Source organism: Neobacillus sp. PS3-12 (assembly GCF_030915385.1).
GTDB lineage: Bacteria > Bacillota > Bacilli > Bacillales > Cytobacillaceae > JAEVLT01.
Window position 1 is genome coordinate 1,252,744 of sequence record NZ_CP133268.1, and the last position, 19,268, is coordinate 1,272,011.

21 protein-coding genes are annotated in these 19,268 nt (G+C 36.8%); 7 read left to right on the forward strand and 14 right to left on the reverse strand.

What is annotated here, in order from left to right; all coding sequences use genetic code 11:
• Positions 1 to 38: 38 nt before the first annotated feature.
• Complete coding sequence (dnaE, locus tag RCG17_RS06490) at positions 39 to 3,401, reverse strand: DNA polymerase III subunit alpha (protein ID WP_308174419.1); 3,363 nt, start codon at positions 3,399 to 3,401, stop codon at positions 39 to 41.
• Between the two features lie 228 nt (positions 3,402 to 3,629).
• Between dnaE and RCG17_RS06495 the strand changes: the two genes are divergently transcribed.
• Positions 3,630 to 3,965: a sporulation membrane protein YtrH gene (locus RCG17_RS06495; protein ID WP_308174420.1), complete on the forward strand. Its 336-nt coding sequence runs from the start codon at positions 3,630 to 3,632 to the stop codon at positions 3,963 to 3,965.
• Positions 3,962 to 4,465, forward strand: coding sequence for a sporulation membrane protein YtrI (ytrI, locus tag RCG17_RS06500; protein WP_308174421.1), 504 nt, complete (start codon positions 3,962 to 3,964; stop codon positions 4,463 to 4,465). The genes RCG17_RS06495 and ytrI overlap by 4 nt, the downstream gene beginning before the upstream one ends.
• A 46-nt stretch (positions 4,466 to 4,511) precedes the next feature.
• Here the strand turns inward: ytrI and RCG17_RS06505 are convergent, their stop codons facing one another.
• The gene (locus tag RCG17_RS06505; protein ID WP_308174422.1) at positions 4,512 to 5,447 is read right to left on the reverse strand and encodes a DHH family phosphoesterase; all 936 of its coding nucleotides are present in this window, start codon (positions 5,445 to 5,447) and stop codon (positions 4,512 to 4,514) included.
• A gap of 82 nt (positions 5,448 to 5,529) precedes the next feature.
• Here RCG17_RS06505 and RCG17_RS06510 point away from each other — a divergent pair, with 82 nt between their 5' ends.
• The gene (locus RCG17_RS06510; RefSeq protein WP_308174423.1) at positions 5,530 to 5,832 is read left to right on the forward strand and encodes a YtpI family protein; all 303 of its coding nucleotides are present in this window, start codon (positions 5,530 to 5,532) and stop codon (positions 5,830 to 5,832) included.
• A gap of 42 nt (positions 5,833 to 5,874) precedes the next feature.
• Here the strand turns inward: RCG17_RS06510 and RCG17_RS06515 are convergent, their stop codons facing one another.
• The 3 genes from RCG17_RS06515 to RCG17_RS06525 form a co-directional block, all read right to left on the reverse strand.
• A complete protein-coding gene (locus RCG17_RS06515; protein ID WP_308174424.1) occupies positions 5,875 to 7,194 on the reverse strand; it encodes a CBS domain-containing protein in 1,320 nt (439 codons plus the stop codon).
• A gap of 120 nt (positions 7,195 to 7,314) precedes the next feature.
• Positions 7,315 to 7,560: a hypothetical protein gene (locus RCG17_RS06520; protein ID WP_308174425.1), complete on the reverse strand. Its 246-nt coding sequence runs from the start codon at positions 7,558 to 7,560 to the stop codon at positions 7,315 to 7,317.
• Between the two features lie 71 nt (positions 7,561 to 7,631).
• Positions 7,632 to 8,312, reverse strand: a complete 681-nt coding sequence (locus RCG17_RS06525; RefSeq protein ID WP_308174426.1) for a metal-dependent hydrolase — start codon at positions 8,310 to 8,312, stop codon at positions 7,632 to 7,634.
• A gap of 192 nt (positions 8,313 to 8,504) precedes the next feature.
• On the opposite strand from RCG17_RS06525, the gene RCG17_RS06530 reads away from it, so the two are divergent.
• A complete protein-coding gene (locus tag RCG17_RS06530) occupies positions 8,505 to 9,602 on the forward strand; it encodes a M24 family metallopeptidase (protein WP_308174427.1) in 1,098 nt (365 codons plus the stop codon).
• A 33-nt stretch (positions 9,603 to 9,635) separates the two neighbouring features.
• Here the strand turns inward: RCG17_RS06530 and ald are convergent, their stop codons facing one another.
• Together ald and RCG17_RS06540 are read right to left on the reverse strand one after the other, a co-directional pair.
• Positions 9,636 to 10,748, reverse strand: coding sequence for an alanine dehydrogenase (gene ald / locus RCG17_RS06535; RefSeq protein ID WP_308174428.1), 1,113 nt, complete (start codon positions 10,746 to 10,748; stop codon positions 9,636 to 9,638).
• A 152-nt stretch (positions 10,749 to 10,900) separates the two neighbouring features.
• Positions 10,901 to 11,170 (reverse strand): hypothetical protein, encoded by a 270-nt coding sequence (locus RCG17_RS06540; protein WP_308174429.1) that lies wholly within the window; start codon positions 11,168 to 11,170, stop codon positions 10,901 to 10,903.
• A 103-nt stretch (positions 11,171 to 11,273) separates the two neighbouring features.
• Between RCG17_RS06540 and RCG17_RS06545 the strand changes: the two genes are divergently transcribed.
• Both RCG17_RS06545 and RCG17_RS06550 read left to right on the forward strand, forming a co-directional pair.
• Positions 11,274 to 11,726 carry a universal stress protein gene (locus RCG17_RS06545; protein WP_308174430.1) on the forward strand — a complete coding sequence of 151 codons (453 nt, stop codon included), beginning with the start codon at positions 11,274 to 11,276 and terminating at the stop codon, positions 11,724 to 11,726.
• Positions 11,727 to 11,855: 129 nt separating this feature from the next.
• The gene (locus RCG17_RS06550; RefSeq protein WP_308174431.1) at positions 11,856 to 12,170 is read left to right on the forward strand and encodes a hypothetical protein; all 315 of its coding nucleotides are present in this window, start codon (positions 11,856 to 11,858) and stop codon (positions 12,168 to 12,170) included.
• A 166-nt stretch (positions 12,171 to 12,336) separates the two neighbouring features.
• Here the strand turns inward: RCG17_RS06550 and RCG17_RS06555 are convergent, their stop codons facing one another.
• From RCG17_RS06555 to RCG17_RS06585, 7 genes are all read right to left on the reverse strand, one after another.
• Positions 12,337 to 12,849 (reverse strand): MogA/MoaB family molybdenum cofactor biosynthesis protein, encoded by a 513-nt coding sequence (locus RCG17_RS06555; protein WP_308174432.1) that lies wholly within the window; start codon positions 12,847 to 12,849, stop codon positions 12,337 to 12,339.
• The gene (locus tag RCG17_RS06560) at positions 12,846 to 13,688 is read right to left on the reverse strand and encodes an EcsC family protein (RefSeq protein ID WP_308174433.1); all 843 of its coding nucleotides are present in this window, start codon (positions 13,686 to 13,688) and stop codon (positions 12,846 to 12,848) included. Before RCG17_RS06560 ends, RCG17_RS06555 begins: the two co-directional genes overlap by 4 nt.
• 108 nt (positions 13,689 to 13,796) lie before the next feature.
• Positions 13,797 to 14,990 (reverse strand): acetate kinase, encoded by a 1,194-nt coding sequence (locus RCG17_RS06565; protein WP_308174434.1) that lies wholly within the window; start codon positions 14,988 to 14,990, stop codon positions 13,797 to 13,799.
• A gap of 212 nt (positions 14,991 to 15,202) precedes the next feature.
• Positions 15,203 to 16,183: a class I SAM-dependent methyltransferase gene (locus RCG17_RS06570; protein WP_308174435.1), complete on the reverse strand. Its 981-nt coding sequence runs from the start codon at positions 16,181 to 16,183 to the stop codon at positions 15,203 to 15,205.
• Positions 16,184 to 16,338: 155 nt separating this feature from the next.
• Complete coding sequence (gene tpx / locus RCG17_RS06575; protein WP_308174436.1) at positions 16,339 to 16,839, reverse strand: thiol peroxidase; 501 nt, start codon at positions 16,837 to 16,839, stop codon at positions 16,339 to 16,341.
• A gap of 190 nt (positions 16,840 to 17,029) precedes the next feature.
• Positions 17,030 to 17,527 carry a GerW family sporulation protein gene (gene ytfJ / locus RCG17_RS06580; RefSeq protein WP_308174437.1) on the reverse strand — a complete coding sequence of 166 codons (498 nt, stop codon included), beginning with the start codon at positions 17,525 to 17,527 and terminating at the stop codon, positions 17,030 to 17,032.
• 36 nt (positions 17,528 to 17,563) lie between these two features.
• Positions 17,564 to 18,241, reverse strand: coding sequence for a DUF2953 domain-containing protein (locus RCG17_RS06585; RefSeq protein ID WP_308174438.1), 678 nt, complete (start codon positions 18,239 to 18,241; stop codon positions 17,564 to 17,566).
• A gap of 197 nt (positions 18,242 to 18,438) precedes the next feature.
• On the opposite strand from RCG17_RS06585, the gene RCG17_RS06590 reads away from it, so the two are divergent.
• Positions 18,439 to 19,239: an NAD kinase gene (locus tag RCG17_RS06590; RefSeq protein WP_308174439.1), complete on the forward strand. Its 801-nt coding sequence runs from the start codon at positions 18,439 to 18,441 to the stop codon at positions 19,237 to 19,239.
• Positions 19,240 to 19,268: the final 29 nt, after the last annotated feature.

Here is a 19,268-nt window from a genome sequence, read left to right on the forward strand (position 1 = left end):
ATAATTTACTATAACACATAATAATGAGTTGTAAAGGTCTATTCTCTTAAGATAACATTACTGGAACCAAGGAGAAGTTTCAATTTTTGCATGAGTTCACTACTTCTTGCTACATTATTTTCTCTCGTTAATTTTACAGTTTTATTTACACCTTCATAATACAAAACGACATCTGTTTCACCCTTATAATTTTTTAGCAGCAGATTTACTTGTTGTAAAAAGGCGGGATCCTGTTTTTCCTTTTGGATTTTCAGGTATAAAACAGGAGAATCTTTTTTAGTCGTTTCAATCCATGATTTAAGTTCCATTGCTTTTTGAATAATAAATTGTTGCTTGCCAGAACGTTCCTCGGATTTCCCTTCTATTACTATTAGGTTTCCTTGATCAATCAACTGTGTGAATTTCCTATATGTTTCTGGAAAGATAACAGCTTCTAATTCTCCAGTTTGGTCACTAACATTAAGGAAAGCCATAGCCTCTCCCTTTTTGGTACGAATCTTTTTTACCGATGTGATATAGACCCCAACCGAACCGCGAATATTTCCTTTCATAAAATCACTTAAGCTCATTGAGCCTTGTTTTTCTAGTTCCTTTTCATATGACGAAACAGGGTGATCAGAAAGATAGATTCCTAAAATTTCTTTTTCAAGGGAAAGTTTTATATCGGGCTTGATCGGATCTACTTCAACATATTTAGGTTTTGGGAAAAATTCCTCTTCAGCAAATAAATCAACTTGAATGGAATCGCTCGGTTTTACTAATTGCGCATGCTCAATTGCTACATCCAGGCTTGCTAAGTACACTGCCCGATCCTCTCCAAATTCATCGAAACTTCCAGAATGAACAAGGGCCTCAAGCGTTTTTCTATTTACCGCTTTCGAAGAAACTCTAATGCAAAAGTCAAAAAGGTCTGCGAATCTTTTCATTTTCCTTGCTCGAAAAATTTCCTTTAAAGCCATTGCCCCTACTCCCCGAATAGCTGCGAGACTATAGCGAATTCCTTCTTGCTCAACAAGAAAATAGAAACCGCTGGTATTAACAGAAGGCGGGAGAATCTTTATCCCCATTTGCTTTGATTCAAGGATATATTGTGAAATTTTTGACTCATTTCCAATTGCAGAAGATAAAAGACCTGCCATAAAGCAAACGGGGTAGTGTACTTTTAGATAGGCAAGCTGATAAGCAATCATACTGTATGCTACAGCATGGCTCCGATTAAAACCATAATTGGCAAAGCGGACAATCAAATCATAGATTTCATTTGCCAAGGGTGCATCATATCCCTTTTTTAAAGCCCCCTGAACAAAGTGGTCTCTTTCCATATCTAATACTTCTTTTTTCTTCTTTGATACCGCACGTCGCAAAAGATCTGCCTCACCAAGTGTAAAACCTGCCATTTTTGATGCAATTTGCATGATTTGTTCCTGGTAGACTATGACACCGTAAGTATTCTCCAAGATAGGCTTTAAATCAGGATGAGGATAGATAACAGGCTCTCGTCCGTGTTTACGGTCGATAAAAAGCGGGATATTTTCCATTGGACCTGGACGATAAAGGGCGTTAACTGCCACAATATCCTCAAAATGTGAAGGCTTTAGCCTCGTTAACACCTTTTTCATTCCCTCTGATTCGAGCTGAAAAATCCCTGTTGTATCCCCTCCAGATAGCAATTTATATGTAGCTTGATCGTCCAGGGGAATTGAATTTAGATTTAATTTTTTCCGATTTACACGGTAAATGGAGTTCAAAATCGTATCAATGAGCGTAAGATTCCTCAAGCCAAGAAAGTCCATTTTTAATAAACCCAATTCCTCAAGATACTCCATCGAGTATTGAGTCAAATATACTTGATTATGCCCGGATTGAATCGGAACAAGCTCGACAAGCGGTTTTTCACTCAGTACAATCCCAGCTGCATGTGTGGATGTGTGACGTGGCAAGCCTTCCAATTTTAATGCCGTTTGAAACAACCGAGTATTAAATGAATTTTCATTTACATATTTTTGCAGCTGTACGGATTCTTTATATGCAGCAGAAAGATCGATTCCCAGCCTGGAAGGAACAAGTCTTGATAACTGCTCAAGCTCCTTTGTATTAAGTCCAAATACCCTGCCAACATCTCTTAAGGCTGCTTTTGCGGCCATCGTTCCAAACGTTACAATTTGGGCAACATGCAGCTGTCCATATTTTCCTGCCACATATTCGATTACTTCATCGCGGCGATTATCTGGAAAATCCGTATCAATATCCGGCATTGTTACCCGCTCTGGATTTAGGAAACGTTCAAATAACAATTTGTGTTCAATTGGATCAACATCTGTAATGTTAAGCACATATGCAACCAACGATCCTGCTGCAGAGCCCCTGCCAGGTCCGATTAAAATTCCTTTGTCGCGTGCATATTTGATAAAATCCCATACGATTAAAAAATAATCGCTAAATTTCATTTTCTTGATGACATCAAGTTCATAATAAAGACGTTCATAATAGATTTTGGGTGGAGCAGGATAGCGTTTGGTGAGACCCTCCAAACAAAGGTCCTCTAAATATTGATCGGCAGACTTCCTATTTTCAACAGGAAACTTAGGCAAATAGGTTTTATTCAGTTCAATATTCACCTTACATCTATGTCCAATGGCAAGTGTATTCTCTAGTGCATTCGGATAGTCTGAGAGAATTTCTGCCATTTCAGCAGATGATTTTAAATAGTATTGATCACTTCCAAGTTTCTCTCGATGTTCATCTTGTAATTTATCTCCATTTTTAATTGCAAGCAAACATTCATGAGCAAACCGATCCTCTTTATCTAAAAAATAAACTTGATTTGTTGCTACTAGTGGTATATTCAATTCATTTGCTATCATCAATAATTCCTTGCGTACCTTATCTTCTTGGTCCAGCCCATGGTTTTGAATCGATAGAAAAAAGTTTCTTTTCCCGAAAATGCCGCTATACCTCTGAATAAGACCTCTGGCGATTTGCTCCTTTTCTGCAAGTAAGTTCTGCTCGATTTCACCTTCTATACCAGGCGTTATCGCAATAAGTCCTTTTGAATAATGGATTAGCCACTTAATGGGTATACATTTTTCTTCTCTTGTCTGAACTGCACTTGATATTTTTAGCAGGTTTTTAAATCCCATGTCATTTTCAGCTAACAACACAATCGGATAAGAGGATTCTGCTCCATCACTTTCGACATCAACCGTTAAACCTAATATCGGTTTTATCCCATTCTTCTGACATAATTTATAAAACTCAACTGCACCGTACATTACATTTCGGTCTGTTAACGCTAATGCTTTAAAGCCTTTACTTTTTGCTTGATCGATACATTCATTTATAGAAATGGTGCTTGATAATAGACTGTACGCACTATATAGCTGCAGATGAATAAAAGACATGGTTTTCACACCCTTAATAAACATTCTTCTTTCTATGTCTTAGCTTCCGTTCCTAAAGTATTTTGAACTTTGCTAAACCAGCTCTTCCTCTTATCTTTATTATAGAGCTAGCTTCAAAAAAAGAAAATATGTTCTCATTTTTACCCCATTAAATGTAAAACATATTTGATAAATATAACCCATATGATGGTAATAAGGTTTGTACTCGGGAGGCAGGGGGGTTTTTCCATGAAGGAAATTGGATTTTTCCCATCATTTATTGAAAGTTATTTTATTGCTTTAGGGGTTTTGCTTGGAGGGTCGCTTATTGGGGGACTAGCCGCTTTTTTGACTGGACAACCTTTACTGACAGCTGTATATCGGCTGTCTACACTTTTAAGAATATGGGCAATCGTGGCTGCGATTGGCGGAACCTTTGATGCTGTCTATAGTTTTGAAAAAGGGCTTTTTGACGGTGCTACGATCGACCTTGTGAAACAGTTTTTATTAATTCTTTCCGCTTTAGGAGGAGCCCAAACCGGTGCATTAATTATTAACTGGTTAACACAGGAGTATCTTTCATGAGAATCCCTCCGTTGTATAGAAAGCCTTCTTGGCAACGTTTTTTTGCTGGCGCAGCAATTGGAGGAGCAATCAGTTGGTGCATTTTTTTATTTATCTCTGGTACATGGCAGGAAAAACATACTATGCTTATTCGTGAGCAGCAAGAAAAGATTGCAGATCTTGAAAATGATATAAAAATTTGGCAGGAAGAATATAAAGCAGCTAACAAGCGAAATATTGAAAAGATTACCGTGCAAAATATTAATGTAAAAATAACCAACTGGGAAAAGTATAATCTTGATTCATTTAGTGTTTTCCAAGTAGAAGACTCTGTAAAAGAAGATATTGGCATGATGACGGCAAAGGATCTCGAAACTGTTTATAAAAGTAAGGATTTAATAAAAAAGATTATTGAAAATAAAATTGTGAAACTAAATGGGAAGAGTTATAAACTTGAAATAAAAGAAATGGTGATCTACACTACGCTCTCCATTCAATTGGAAATTCATTTTGAAAAATAGAAGAATCGGACCAGCCGAATCTTCTATTTTTCATTATGATATATCGTTACTCTTTACATACTTTTTCAAGTTCATTTATTACGTTTTCGACTTCGTTCCATGAGTAGATGGTTGCACCGGAGGCGAGCGGGTGCCCTCCGCCGTTAAACATTCTGGCCACGCTATTAATAACAGGGCCTTTTGAACGGAACCGAACTCGGATTTGCTTATCTTCCTCAATAAAGAAAACCCAAGCTTTTATTCCTGCCACATCACCTAAAGAGCTAACAAGTGATGATGCTTCAGATGCGGTTGCATCATATCCTTCCAGCAGTTCCTTTGGAAGAGTCATAGAAGCTACTCCATTTTGATGAATCTCGAAATTCTGGAGAACATAACCATTCAATTTCACAACATTTAATTTTTGCTCATACATCTTGTTGTATACTTCAGTACGTGAAAAATCATAGTGAATTAAATCCCCAGCATAGGCAAATGTTTTTTCCGTGGTGCTTGGGAACAGGAATCTTCCTGTATCCCCGACAATCCCGGCAAATAACAGCCTTGCTGCTTCATCATTCATTTTTAAACCTTGGTCTTTACCGGATAAATAAAACTCATAAATCATTTCACTTACAGAACTGGCATTAGTATCTACCCAGAGCAAATCCCCATAGGCTTCCGTGTTTGGATGATGATCAATTTTTATTAATTTATCACCCGTTTTATAGCGTTCATCACTGATTCTTCCTTGATTGGCCGTATCACAAACAATCACGAGTGCCCCTTTATACATTTCATCCGGGATTTGATCAACCCTTTGTAAAAAATATAAGGAGGGATCTTCCTGGCCGACAGCATAAATTTTCTTGTTCGGAAAAGAAGCTTTTAATATCTTTGCCAGCCCAAATTGTGAACCATATGCATCAGGATCTGGACGGATATGCCGATGGATAATAATCGTTTCATAAGATTTTATAGTTTCTAATATTTTGTCTTTCATGTAAGTACCCCTTCCATTTGCTTGTATTAGCATTTTTTATCCATTAAAATAAAAGAGATTTCTGAAATTTGGAGGAACCAAAATGCCATTACTTGTTGTTCTAATTGTTATTTCCTTTGCTTTTTATCTATTTTATAAAATTAGATATGTGAGAAGCAATCGTCCTGCTGAAAGGAAATGGCTGTCTTCAAAATCTAGTATAACTCTTGGACTGTTTGTATTTCTATTTGGAATAAACCAATTATTTCTATACCATACCATGACAACCTATATTGTTGCAGCTATTTTTATTCTTATTGGCGGTTTAAGTGCGTTTTCTGGAGTAAAAGCGTATAAACACTATCGGCCATATGCAGCCAAAGAAGCTGAAAGTATGAAAGAATAATAAAAAAGCCGCTTCTCCAAATAAAATGGGAAGCGGCTTTTACTAATGTCTGTCTATTAATTGGCACATCATCATTGCTTTACCGACTAGTATGCCTTCATTAAAAACTTCTACATCTACTTTTCCAAATTTCCGACCAACTTCTAATACTTTTGGATAGATTTCTAAATTACTTTCCATTTGGACCGGTTTTAGGAAATAGATAGTCATATTTTCAACAACAAGATCGCCTTTTTTATAACCTCGTAAAATTCGGTTTGCAGCCTCCGAAACAAGTGTCGTGAACACCCCATAAGATATGGTACCAATATGGTTCGTCATTTGCGGTGTAACTTCACATGAGAATACATCCTCACCTTTTGCTTTTCCCCGCATTAATATCATTTGATTGGTCACTATATCATCAAGTGTCTCACCTACTTGAGGCTGCCGCTGAATCATTTGCAAGGCCTTTAAAACATCCTGCCTACTAATAATTCCCTGAAGCCTATTGGAGTCATCTGAAACAGGCAGAAGTTCAATTCCCTCCCACACCATCATGTGTGCTGCGGAAGCTACACTTGTTTTACCGCTGACACTCATCGGATTTTTTGTCATTACTTTTTCAATTGGTAAATCCGGACTGTGACCGACAATATCCTTCGCTGTTACAATACCTTGAATTTTCATATTTTGATCAACAACTGGATAACGGCTATGTTGTGTTTCTTGATTGAATTCATGCCATTGTGCAGCTTTATCCGTTGTATATAAATATCGGGTATTAGATAGTGATGTTAAAATATCTTCAACTAAAATAATTTCCTTTTTTATCAGCTGGTCATAAATAGCACGGTTAATCATGGTTGCAACTGTAAACGTATCATAACTAGTTGAAATAACCGGCATTTGTAGTTCATCAGCAAGTTTTTTAACATGTTCTTCTGAATCAAAACCACCTGTAATTAAAACTGCAGCGCCAGCCTTAAGGGCAAGTTCATGTGCTTTTGTTCGGTTCCCGACAATTAATAGATTTCCTGCTTCTGTATAACGCATCATCGCTTCGAGTTTCATTGCCCCAATAACAAATTTATTGAGTGTTTTATGCAATCCAGCTCTTCCGCCTAAAACCTGACCGTCCACAATGTTAACTACTTCGGCAAATGTCAGCTTTTCAATATTTTCTTTCTTTTTACGTTCTATTCGAATTGTCCCAACTCTTTCGATGGTACTTACATATCCTTTGTTTTCTGCATCTTTTATTGCCCGATAAGCGGTTCCCTCACTCACGTTCATCGCCTTGGCGATTTGGCGAACAGATATTTTTTCGCCAATTGGGAGTTCATCGATGTGTTGTAAAATTTGTTCATGCTTTGTAGCCAAGACCTTCACCCTTTATATTTAAATTCCTCTAGAATAAAACAGGCTTTATCAATTTAATTATAAAGTTTAAAGGTTCTTGATTCAATAAACGATCTCTAACAAATAAGTACTGAACCTTTTTTATTGATAATATCGTGTTTTCCCGCGATAATTTCCAGCTGCTTTTTTCTTATTTTTCCCTGTCTTTTTGTTGGGATGATAAAGGATCCCTGTAAGATTACCCGCTATTACAAAAAGGGCAAAAATCAGCCATGACAACGAGAATATTCCCTCCACGCCCTGTGCAAAGACATGAAGCCGCGGTACTGCATAATATAGCAGAAAAGCACAAACCAAAAGACAAAGTATATATCTGTTTCTTCGCATTCTTTTTCCTCCTAAAATGCTTTTGTATTATTTTTATGCATTTAACAGAAAAAAAAGTATGCTTATCCATTTTATATTTCGATAGCTTCTCCTGGATTAAGGATTTTCCCATTGATATTATCTAGAAATCCAATAAACTTATTCGGATCCTGTTTAATGATTGGGAATGTATTGTAATGAATCGGCACCACTGTTTTAGGATTAATCAACTTTGCCGCATAGGCAGCGTCTTCAGGACCCATTGTAAAATTGTCTCCAATTGGCAAGAATGCAAGATCAATTGGATGGCGTTCGCCAATTAGTTTCATATCTGAGAAAAGTGATGTGTCACCGGCATGATAAATGGTTTTTCCTTCGTTCATGAAGAGGACTCCGGCTGGCATGCCTAAATAAATGATTTCATTTTGTTCGGTAATGTAGCCAGAACTATGGAAAGCAGGAGTAAATTTGACCGTTCCAAAATCAAATTGATAGGCTCCTCCTATATTCATACCATGTGTTTTCAGGCCCTTCCATCCTAAGTAGGATGCTACCTCTGCCAGACCTACAACAAGGGCTCCGCTCTTTTTAGCTAATGCAATGGTGTCACCTAAATGATCACCGTGGCCATGAGTTAAAATGATAGCATCTGGATTCAAGTCTTCTACTTTTAAATCAGTTAAACTATTACCTGTAATAAACGGGTCAATTAAAATCGTTTTCCCATTTGATTCAATTTTAATAATGGAATGTCCATGATATGAAACTTTCATTTTTATCTCCTCCTATTGTTGTTTATAATTTTATTTTCTTTACCCCTTTAAGCTTTTCCTTCTTTATCATTTATTCTTTTAGCTAAATTATTTTTTTGACTAAACTACAAATCCTAGTATGGTCAATTTATTTACATTTCATATCGATATTGCTACTCTCAAAGATGGACATATTTTTAGGAGGCTTACAGGATGAATCAACGACTTAAAAAACTTCAATCATGGATGAAGGAAAATGATGTTCAGATCAGTTTTATGACATCTTCTGAAAATGTATTTTATTTAAGTGGTTTTTACAGTGATCCGCATGAACGTCTGCTGGCTTTAGCTGTTTTTCAAGAGGAAGAGCCTTTTCTCGTTTGCCCTGCAATGGAAAAACATGGGGCAAAAAGTTCTGGCTGGGATCATGAAATTATCGGATACAGTGATATCGATGATCCATGGGAACTTATTTTTCAAGCGATAAATAAGCGAATGAAAAAAGTTGAAACTGTGGCAATCGAAAAAGAACATATGAATGTCGAACGCTTTGAAGCGTTATTGAGCATTTTCCCGAATAGCAGAATGGTTTCTGCCGAAGAAAAATTACGGAAATTACGGATGATTAAAGACCATAATGAATTAAAAATAATCGAAGAGGCCTGCGCCTTGGCAGACTATGCGGTGGAAGTCGGTGTAAATGAAATAAAAGAGGGAAAAACGGAATTGGAAATTCTATCAGCAATCGAATTTTCCTTAAAGAAAAAAGGGGTAACGGAAATGTCATTTGCCACCATGGTTTTGACTGGAGCAAACGCTGCATCCCCACACGGTACACCTGGATTAACGAAGATTAAAAAGGGAGACCTCGTTTTATTTGATTTAGGCGTGGTGGTTGACCGATATTGTTCTGATATTACGAGAACAGTAGCCTATGGTGACATTAATGATAAACAAAAAGAAATCTATGATACGGTTTTAAAGGCACAGCTTGCGGCAATTTCAGCTAGTAAACCAGGAACTTCGGCATCAGCCGTGGACCTTGCTGCCCGAAACATTATTTCAAAAGGCGGCTATGGAGGATATTTTCCCCATCGATTAGGGCATGGCCTTGGGATTAGCGTTCACGAGTATCCATCCATGACAGAAAAGAATCAGTTAGTTCTTAAAGAAGGAATGGTATATACGATTGAACCAGGCATCTATGTTCCTGAGGTGGCCGGGGTCCGAATTGAAGATGACGTTTATGTCACTGCTGATGGAGTAAAGGTTTTAACAAAATTCCCAAAAGAATTACAAATCATCAACTAACTTTAAAGGCCCGAAATATTCGGGCCCTTCTTTTTACAGCAATGTTTTAGGATCGTTAAAAGGAAGACCATGGGCTTTTGCTACTGCTTCATAGGTGACATACCCGTCAAGTGTGTTAAGTCCCTTTAACAATGCTTCATTTTCAAGACATGCTTTTTTATATCCTTTATTCGCAATTTGAACCGCATAAGGGACAGTTACGTTTGTCAGGGCAAATGTTGATGTTCTCGGCACCGCCCCAGGCATATTGGCAACAGCATAATGGACCACACCATGCTTTTCATAGGTTGGATGATCATGCGTTGTGATTCGATCAGTAGTTTCAAAAATTCCCCCTTGGTCAATGGCAATATCGACAATAACGCTGCCAGCCTTCATAGTCTTAACCATGTCCTCTGTAACGAGCTTAGGTGCCTTAGCTCCCGGAATCAGGACTGCCCCAATCACTAGATCAGATTCTTTGACGGCTTCTGCTATGTTATATGGATTTGAGATAAGTGTAGAAATTCGTGAACCAAAAATTTCGTCTAAATGGCGAAGGCGTTCAGGATTCAAGTCAATTATATTCACCATTGCACCTAATCCGACTGCAATTTTTACAGCATTTGTTCCCGCAACGCCGCCACCGATAATGGTGACCCTCCCAGGCCCAACACCTGGTACACCCGAGAGCAATATTCCTTTTCCTCCATTTATCTTTTCTAAAAATTGCGCACCTACTTGCGGAGCCATTCTCCCGGCGATTTCACTCATTGGCGTTAATAAAGGAAGCGTGCCATGAGGCAGTTGCACTGTTTCATATGCGATACCGACAACTTTATGGTCTATTAACGCTTTCGTTAATTCTGGTTCTGCAGCTAAATGTAGGTATGTAAATAAAATTTGATTTTCCCGGAAGTATTTATATTCATTAGGCAATGGCTCTTTCACTTTCATCACCATATCCATTGACCAAACTTCATCACTCGTTTCAACTACTTGTGCACCGTTAATGGTAAAATCTTGATCAGAAAAACCCGAACCGATTCCAGCCCCTTTTTCAATAAATACTTCATGACCAAACTTCAATAAATTAACTACTCCTGCAGGTGTCATTGCCACACGGTTTTCATTATTTTTTATTTCTTTTGGTATCCCAATCCGCATTTCAAACCCCTCCTTATATTTTCCCTAAAGAATATGCAGGCGAAAATCATAACTCTTGGGTTATTGCCTTATTACAGGAAAATAAATAGTAAGGAAAAAGGCAAAAAAACTGCCCATAGAAGGACAGTTTAAGCTAACATTCATACGATTATTTAATGGTGATGTTCTGTTCCTTTAGACCCATATAAATCGCCATGTAATCCATATTTGTTAATAGAGCCGCTGGAATAGGAATTCATTAGTTGTTCGTTTACCATCATTGCTCCATCATCATCAATCAGATGATCAGATAGATCATCGTGTAAACCTCTTTTATTAATCGTTCCGCTATTATATGAATTCATGATCTGTTCATTTACCAACATTGAACCTTTAGCATCATAAATTAACGCGGATGGCTTCTTAAACTGACTGTTTGTCAAACTTCTCCCCCTTTTTTTTGGAAACTTCTTTCTTATTGTTCGATAATTTGAAACACATATTCATTTTAAATATTGTATAATTGTGGTAAGGAGGGAGATGACAATGGGACTTGAGTACAAGAATATCTTAGTTGCTATTGACGGTTCTCAGGAAGCAGACTGGGCTTTTAAAAAAGCAATAGATATTGCTAAGAGAAATAATGCAAAGCTTTTATTGGCTCATGTTATTGACACAAGAACGTTCGCCACAGTTGAGGCTTACGATCGGACCATTGCTGAAAGAGCAGACAAATTCGCATCAGAATTGCTGGAAAACTATCAAAAAACAGCGGTTAATGCAGGTGTTAAAGATGTTGATTATGTCATTGAGTTCGGCTCCCCGAAGGTTAGAATTCCAAAGGATATTGCTAAAAAAAATGATATTGATTTAATTATTTGCGGTGCAACTGGACTTAACGCAGTAGAGAGATTTTTTATCGGCAGTGTCTCCGAACATATTACCAGATATGCTCCTTGTGATGTGCTTGTCATTCGTACAGAAAAAGAAGAAGGATAAATACAATTTCATTCATCAACGAACATGCAGTGTAAAAGCTGCATGTTTTTGTAACAATTCTGTATCTATTCAAAATCTAAAAAGTGTAGTACAATTATTTTTAATACAATATATGAGGAGGTTTTGTAAATGAAAGAATTCTTTTGTTATGATGATCGCCTAGGAATCCATATTCCTAACTTCGATTCAGAATGGGACTTCTATAGGCTGGATACCCAACATTCTATTATGTTCCATTGGGAAACCATCCGCGGTTCTATTCCTGATCGTATCGCTGACCTCGAAAATTCTATCAACATTAAGCAAGCTCAACTCTCTGATGAAAACGACTTCCATCGTTCTTGTGAATTAAATGCAGAAATCGCAGAACTAGCTTCCGTCATCAATGATCTATGGATCTTATATCGTGAACACCAAGAAATTTCAGACAAAGTTTTACAATAATAAACACAAAAGCTCACTCTTTCACAAAAAGAGGAGCTTTTTTTGTCAGAATATTATCCTTTTTGGATCTATAAAGAAAAATTTGCCAATTTACGAACTACGATAATTCCTAGATACATAAGTAATGGGCTCTGCCATTCCTTTTAAAAACAGAGCCAAATAATATTTAAATATCCTTTTGTATCTCTCTGACTACATGCCCGATTTCCGGAAGGATTAACTTATGCATCGCCAGTTTTACAGCACCTGTTGAACCTGGAGTAGAAAAGACAGCCTTATTTTTCACTACTCCTGCAATCGCTCTTGAGAGGATTGCACTTGATCCAATATCCTCCTGATAACTTAGCATTCTAAATAGCTCTCCAAATCCAACAATTTCTTTCTCAAGCAGATTTTGAACCGTTTCAATTGTTACATCACGCTTGGCTATTCCTGTCCCGCCATTTAAAAGGATCACATTGATCTCTTCATTGTTGCATCCTTTGATAATTTCATTTTCGATCGGACCCGACTCATCTTTTACAATGACATAATCGATTATGTTGTGTCCCTCATTTTCCAAAAGTTCAATCATTAGTTTTCCGCTTTTATCGGTTTCCTTATCCCTGGTATCACTTACTGTGATGACTTTGCACCCCACAACTTTTGCCGCCTGCTTCTTGTGCTCCTGTACACTCATTCCATGGTCTCCTCTTTCTCTTGAAGGTAACGTAGCTGATAATAATTATGGGCAAATTCAGTCACTTTTCTTGTTAGCTGATAGTTTGAAGTTGCGCCTATTGCCATACTAAAAAGCGGGATACCCTGTATCCTTTTTTTTCTAAAGAAAAGAATAATCATTGCTTTAAAAATTTGTTTTACTGGCTGCTCCAACCATGTAATATCTGTTATTTGCTCACTGCCTTCATAGAAGTAATGATCATTTTTTTCATCTAATTCGTTTCTTAAGGACTTCCAGCCTGCCTTTTGAATCTTATGAGGAAGTAAGGCAAGATGAAAAATTTTTAGGGAGGTCATCATTTCATATGGTGTATTTACCTCAAAACCGTATGTCATTGAAATTAATTGAACCACTCTCAGATTGATGATGGCGATCGCAGGAAGGTCCATTCCCAGAAACAGTGCTCCCCCAGTTCCAGCTAATCCCCCTTGTGCAAAGGAATAAAATCGATGCCTGGCAATTTGCTGCTCTGCAATATATTGTAATTGTTCCACTTTTAGAAATTTGAGATCTTCTATTGTCTCAATCTCATGATTAAAGATTCTTCCTGCAGACAAGATCCTGTTCTTTGCTTCTATTTGCAATTCCGATCCCTGAATCATTGCATGTAGATGGAATAGCCACGTATCAACCACAGCAAAAAACTGCTGTTGAACCGTATCAGGCAAGAATAAAAAAGTCTGTTCCACATATTTTTCATATAATAATTGAAAGTCGTTGGGTTCATAAGCCAGCAGTTTCTTTTCCCAATCCTCTATCCCTTGTAATGTTTGTTTTTCCCGATCTGTCAATGGCACACCTGTCACCCCTAATTTCAAGCCAATTATTCTTTTTAGTATATCATAATAAGGGTGAGACGAAAAAAGACAAAAGACTCTAAAATGAGTTCTTTTGTCTTTTCATTATTACTGGATATGCGCTAAGCGAATAACATCACGTGCAATCATAACTTCTTCATCTGTAGGAATGACGATAACTTTAACAGGTGAATGAGGGTAGTTAATAAATGCTTCTTCTCCTCTAACTTTATTTAGAGAAGGATCAAAATAAACACCCATAAATTCAAGACCTTTTAAGATTTTTTCTCTAATTGAGACACTATTTTCACCAATACCTGCTGTAAAGATGATGGCATCTACTCCGTACATACGGGCAGCATATGATCCAAGGTATTTATGGATACGATTTGCAAAGACATCTAAAGCCAATTGGGCACGCTCATTTTCTTTCGTTGCTTCCTGTTCAATATCACGAAGATCGCTTGAAAAACCAGACAGCGCAAGCATACCACTCTTTTTATTTAAAACATCTAAAACTTCTTCAGCTGTTTTCCCTGTTTTCTCCATAATAAATGGAATTAATGCTGGGTCAATGTTTCCAGAACGTGTACCCATTGTAACCCCGGCAAGTGGTGTAAAGCCCATCGAAGTATCAATCGACCTGCCTCCTTCTATAGCTGCAATACTTGCTCCATTTCCTAAGTGGCAAGAAATTAAGCGAAGATGCTCAACTGGACGTCCCAAAAGCTCAGCAGCACGCTGTGAAACATATTTATGTGATGTTCCATGGAAACCATATTTTCGGATTCCATAATTTTTATAATATTCATAAGGAAGACTGTATAAGTAAGAACTTTCTGGCATGGTTTGATGGAATGCTGTATCAAATACAGCTATAGCTGGTACATTTGGAAGTACGGATTGGAAAGCCTTAATTCCTGTTGCATTTGCTGGGTTATGTAATGGTGCAAGTTCGGATAACCCTTCGATTTGCTCCAATACCTGATCTGAAATAAGAACAGAATCATTAAACAATTCGCCGCCATGAACAACCCGGTGGCCAACACCATCGATTTCATCCAGGGATTTAATAATTCCAGTTGTTGTAAGTTTATCAAGAAGCATTTGAACAGCTACTTCATGATTTGGAATGTCTAACGTTTCTGTTAATTTTTCCCCATTAACGGTGATGTTAAAAATTGAGTCGTTTAAACCAATCCGTTCAATTAACCCTTTTGTAATTACTTCTTCACTTGGCATTTCAAACAATTGAAATTTCAATGATGAACTGCCTGCATTGATCGCAATGATTTTTGCCATTATTCGACCGCTCCTTCTTTAACTTCATCATCAGTCGTGCTTCTTCTTTTTTATTGTGCACAATCCGACAGCGAATATTTCCCTTCATTTTTTCATTAAATCACTGTAGTTGGAACATTTCAAGAAGGAGTTTTAAATAATGGCCTTTTCAGCTAAATATAATTATATTCAGATATTCAGAACCATTAAAAAAATAAAATAATTAAACAAAATTATCGATTTTGAAACCATTCGTCTATTTTTCCTAATACCTTTTCCATCACGGCCGAACTTGATAAAGATGGTAATTGTACAAGCAGAGCTTGCTTTGGTGTTTGAATGTTTTCGCCTTTTTTTTGCAATATTAATATACTTTTTCCTGCATTTTTATTTTTAAACATACTTTCAGGCAATTGAATCAGCCCTTGGATGATTAGATGTTCCTTTATGTACTCATGTAGTAATGTGGCCTGTTCACTCTCAAATAACCCATTTGGGATTAAGAAAAATAAGTATCCTCCTGGAACGGTATGTTTAACACTCTGCTCGATAAACAAGTGATGTGAATAGGTATGTCCTTCTTCTGCTTTTATTTGATAATCAGCTGCTCTCAGGTCATTGGGGTAAAAGCCAACAGGAAGGTCACTAACCACAACATCTGCCGGGTCAAGAAATAGGGGTTCCATAGTATCCTGATGAAAAAATTGAACAGAGTGCTCTTGCAAATTGGCATTGACATAAGCCAGTTTAATGAGGATATCGTCAATTTCTACCCCAAATGATTCAATATTTTTTTGTGCTTGCTGATTCAAAACCGTTGTTAACAAATTACCAGTACCGACAGCAGGATCTAACAAACGATATTCTTGCTTCTGAATAAATTTACTTACTAAATATCCTACTAATATTCCAACCGTATCTGGTGTCATTTGGTGATTTGGCTGAATATTTTCTTTCATTCCTTTTAGGATCACAAGCTGGAATGCTTTACGAATTTCTTCTTTTGAGAATCTTGCTAAATTTACTTGCTCATATTGCTTCTTTAGCCTTTTAACAGTCAGTTCACTTAACTCCTCTTGAAGTATGGAACTCTGAAAGAGATTTTCACCCGTTTCTGCCAAAGCCTCAAGATATGTACACGACAATTCTTCCTGAAGTACAATTGCCGTTTCATTAAATAATGTAAAAAGCTCTTCTACTGGAGAAATTTTCATTTTACTCCTCCTAACCTAAATTTCTCTATCCATTGTAACGAGTCCAAAAAACTTTAACAAGAAATTAAATGGTTTTGATTGAAAAAGACCTCACCAGTGGCGAGGTCTTTCTCAAAAAAAGCTGATTTTATGATTGCAGCGATAGGCTTTTAAAATTATTTTGCGTTTTTAACTGCTTCTAGTGCTGCTTCATAATTAGGATGGTTTGTGCCTTCGCTGACATATTCAACATATGTTACAGTATCGTTGGAATCAACTACAAAAATTGAACGAGCTAATAAACGGAACTCTTGCATAACAACCCCGTAAGCTTCACCAAATGATAGATCGCGGTGGTCAGATAATGTTTGCACATTTTCAACTCCAGCTGCTCCACACCAGCGTTTTTGCGCAAATGGAAGGTCAACACTGATTGTTAAAATTTTAACATTTCCTAAATTAGAAGCTTCTTGGTTGAAACGACGTGTTTGGGCATCACAAACACCAGTATCAAGTGATGGTACAACACTAATAAGACGAACTTGTCCTTTTGTGTCATTTAATGTAACCTCTGATAAATCATTTGCTAAAACTGTAAAATTAGGAGCTTTATCTCCTACTTTAATTTCATTTCCAGGTAGTGTAACTTTGTTTCCAATAAATGTAACGTTTGCCATTTGACATTCATCCTCCTCGTAATCTTATGTACATAGTAAATATATCTTCTTAAAAATTTTTTTGCAATTATTTCGACTCTTTTATAAGAATGAATATAAAGAAAGCAAACTTTTATTTAGTTAAAATATTTGCCTGCGGCCCTTCATGAAAAAAGTTAATCTTCTCTGCCGGAAGATTAACTTCTTTCCATTAAAATTCATGATTAGGTGGTTGGGCTTGTTGTGATTGTTGCGGTTGTTGTAATTGTTGGGAACCACTTTTTGCTTGGTCTTTATTGGAAAACATTTGTTGGATTTTATCAACTGCTTGCGGTGCCATTTCTAAAATCTTCTCGTAAAGATGGGTGCTTTCGTCAAGGTGGAGCATTTTGACTCCTTGTGAATTGACAATTAAAAACGCAATCGGTGTAATAGAAACACCGCCGCCGCTTCCCCCTCCAAACGGGTGATTTGATTGATTTTGGCCCTGCCCTTGGCCTTGTCCTTGATTTTGTCCTTGGCTTTGTGATTGTTCCACTTTAAATTCACTGCCGCCTGCAGCAAAGCCAAAGCCAACTTTTGATACCGTTAAAATGACACTTCCATCAGGAGTTTCGACAGGGTCCCCAATGATGGTATTTACATCAATCATTTCCTTTAAACTTTCCATTGCAGTTGTCATCAATCCTTGTATTGGGTGGTCAGACATTTTAGCTTCCTCCTCTTAGATAGAAATTTAGTTTTTTCAACTTGTCATCATATTATTGGTTTTAAAATGCGGAAGTCCACCCTTCCACCATTTCACTATCTTTATTCCTGCCAACATAGCATACCCGATTCGAAACTGAAACATACATAATAAATCAGTGCTGGTGATCATCTGTTGAAAATTGGGATGTACCATTATTTTGGGCATCTCTTTCATTCTTAAATAATTACTTAATACACCGATAATCGCCCCCTTGACGGACCAGAGCGCCCCAGCCGCAACCCCGGTATACACAGCATCCCCCACTCCTATCGCAGATTGCCATTCAAACTTTTGAATCGATACTCTCTTGAAGAAATTCTTTACAATGCTATTCAGCTGAAACACATGCTCAAGGATTTCTTTAAAATTTTTCAAACTATTAATTAGCTTTTCTGGCGTAATCTTCTTTACATTGTCATTATTAGTTGTTTCCTCATTACTTATTTCCGTATCCTTGAGAATTATGCTTGGTGAATTATCGTCTACTTTAATAAGCGGAATTTGTTTTTTAAAGCGAATTAATCCAAACCAAAGCCTAATTTCAACTTTTAAATTATCATCATCTTTATGATGATAATAATTTAGATAGATTGTAATTTTTGAAAAAATGATAAGGATGAATAAGAACAAAAGAATGATGAGTACAATGATCAGCCATTTCAATTCGTTCACAACCTTTCACTCTATTAGTATCTTCTGTAAGGAGAAAAATAAACCTCATTACCTTACATAAAGGTATTTAAAATTCTTTAATAATCTTTGAATAGAAATTATTTTTATTTTTTTAAAAAAATGATAATATTATATCAATTAGGAATATTTCATCAAATCATCCTTTTATAATTAAATTACTCTCGGGAGGACTATATATGGATAATCGACGTAACATTTATTTTTACTACAAAAAAGACCCTGAAATGATCGCTACAGCATCCCAGCTTTCTGAATTAGCTGATCGTTATGGTTTTACAATCGTTAAGGATTACAAAAAAGCCAATATTATTGCCAGCATCGGCGGTGACGGTACATTCCTTCAGGCTGTAAGAAAAACTGGATTTCGTGATGATTGCCTATATGCAGGCGTTTCAACAAAAAACAGTCTTGGTATTTATTGCGACTTTCATATGAATGAAACATCAAAATTAATTGAAGCAGTCGAATATGATCAATTACAAGTTTGGCGTCGTCCCATTATTGAGGTAACTGTTGATGGAGTGACTTCTTTTAATTGCTTAAACGAGTTTAGTGTCCAATCAGGAATCATCAAAACATTGGTAATGGAAGTTTTTATTGATAATATGCATTTTGAAACGTTCCGTGGGGATGGTTTGATTATTTCAACACCTACTGGCAGCTCTGGTTATAATAAATCCGTTAACGGAGCAGTTGTCGATCCTTTAATTCCTTGTATGCAAATAAGCGAGTTGGCCTCTGTAAACAGCAACCGCTACCGGTCACTTGGTTCATCCTTTATTTTGGCCCAAGATCGTACATTAACACTTAAGGTTGTTCCAGAAGGAAATGACCACCCAACAATGGGAATGGACAACGAAGCCCTAAGCATTCAACACGTTGAAAAAATCCAAGTAAAACTTAGTGATAAAAAGATAAAAACAGTCAAACTTAAAGATAATTCTTTCTGGGAAAAAGTAAAAAAGAACTTTTTATAATGACAAAAAACCTTATCCACTGCTGGATA

Coding starts and splice junctions, on each gene's coding strand:
- ytfJ (WP_308174437.1), bottom strand. CDS start 17,527: ATGTCTGACCACCCAATACAAGGATTGATGACAACTGCAATGGAAAGT.
- RCG17_RS06520 (WP_308174425.1), bottom strand. CDS start 7,560: ATGCGAAGAAACAGATATATACTTTGTCTTTTGGTTTGTGCTTTTCTG.
- RCG17_RS06550 (WP_308174431.1), top strand. CDS start 11,856: ATGAAAGAATTCTTTTGTTATGATGATCGCCTAGGAATCCATATTCCT.
- RCG17_RS06510 (WP_308174423.1), top strand. CDS start 5,530: ATGCCATTACTTGTTGTTCTAATTGTTATTTCCTTTGCTTTTTATCTA.
- tpx (WP_308174436.1), bottom strand. CDS start 16,839: ATGGCAAACGTTACATTTATTGGAAACAAAGTTACACTACCTGGAAAT.
- RCG17_RS06525 (WP_308174426.1), bottom strand. CDS start 8,312: ATGAAAGTTTCATATCATGGACATTCCATTATTAAAATTGAATCAAAT.
- RCG17_RS06570 (WP_308174435.1), bottom strand. CDS start 16,183: ATGAAAATTTCTCCAGTAGAAGAGCTTTTTACATTATTTAATGAAACG.
- RCG17_RS06565 (WP_308174434.1), bottom strand. CDS start 14,990: ATGGCAAAAATCATTGCGATCAATGCAGGCAGTTCATCATTGAAATTT.
- ald (WP_308174428.1), bottom strand. CDS start 10,748: ATGCGGATTGGGATACCAAAAGAAATAAAAAATAATGAAAACCGTGTG.
- ytrI (WP_308174421.1), top strand. CDS start 3,962: ATGAGAATCCCTCCGTTGTATAGAAAGCCTTCTTGGCAACGTTTTTTT.
- RCG17_RS06545 (WP_308174430.1), top strand. CDS start 11,274: ATGGGACTTGAGTACAAGAATATCTTAGTTGCTATTGACGGTTCTCAG.
- RCG17_RS06495 (WP_308174420.1), top strand. CDS start 3,630: ATGAAGGAAATTGGATTTTTCCCATCATTTATTGAAAGTTATTTTATT.
- RCG17_RS06505 (WP_308174422.1), bottom strand. CDS start 5,447: ATGAAAGACAAAATATTAGAAACTATAAAATCTTATGAAACGATTATT.
- dnaE (WP_308174419.1), bottom strand. CDS start 3,401: ATGTCTTTTATTCATCTGCAGCTATATAGTGCGTACAGTCTATTATCA.
- RCG17_RS06555 (WP_308174432.1), bottom strand. CDS start 12,849: ATGAGTGTACAGGAGCACAAGAAGCAGGCGGCAAAAGTTGTGGGGTGC.
- RCG17_RS06590 (WP_308174439.1), top strand. CDS start 18,439: ATGGATAATCGACGTAACATTTATTTTTACTACAAAAAAGACCCTGAA.
- RCG17_RS06530 (WP_308174427.1), top strand. CDS start 8,505: ATGAATCAACGACTTAAAAAACTTCAATCATGGATGAAGGAAAATGAT.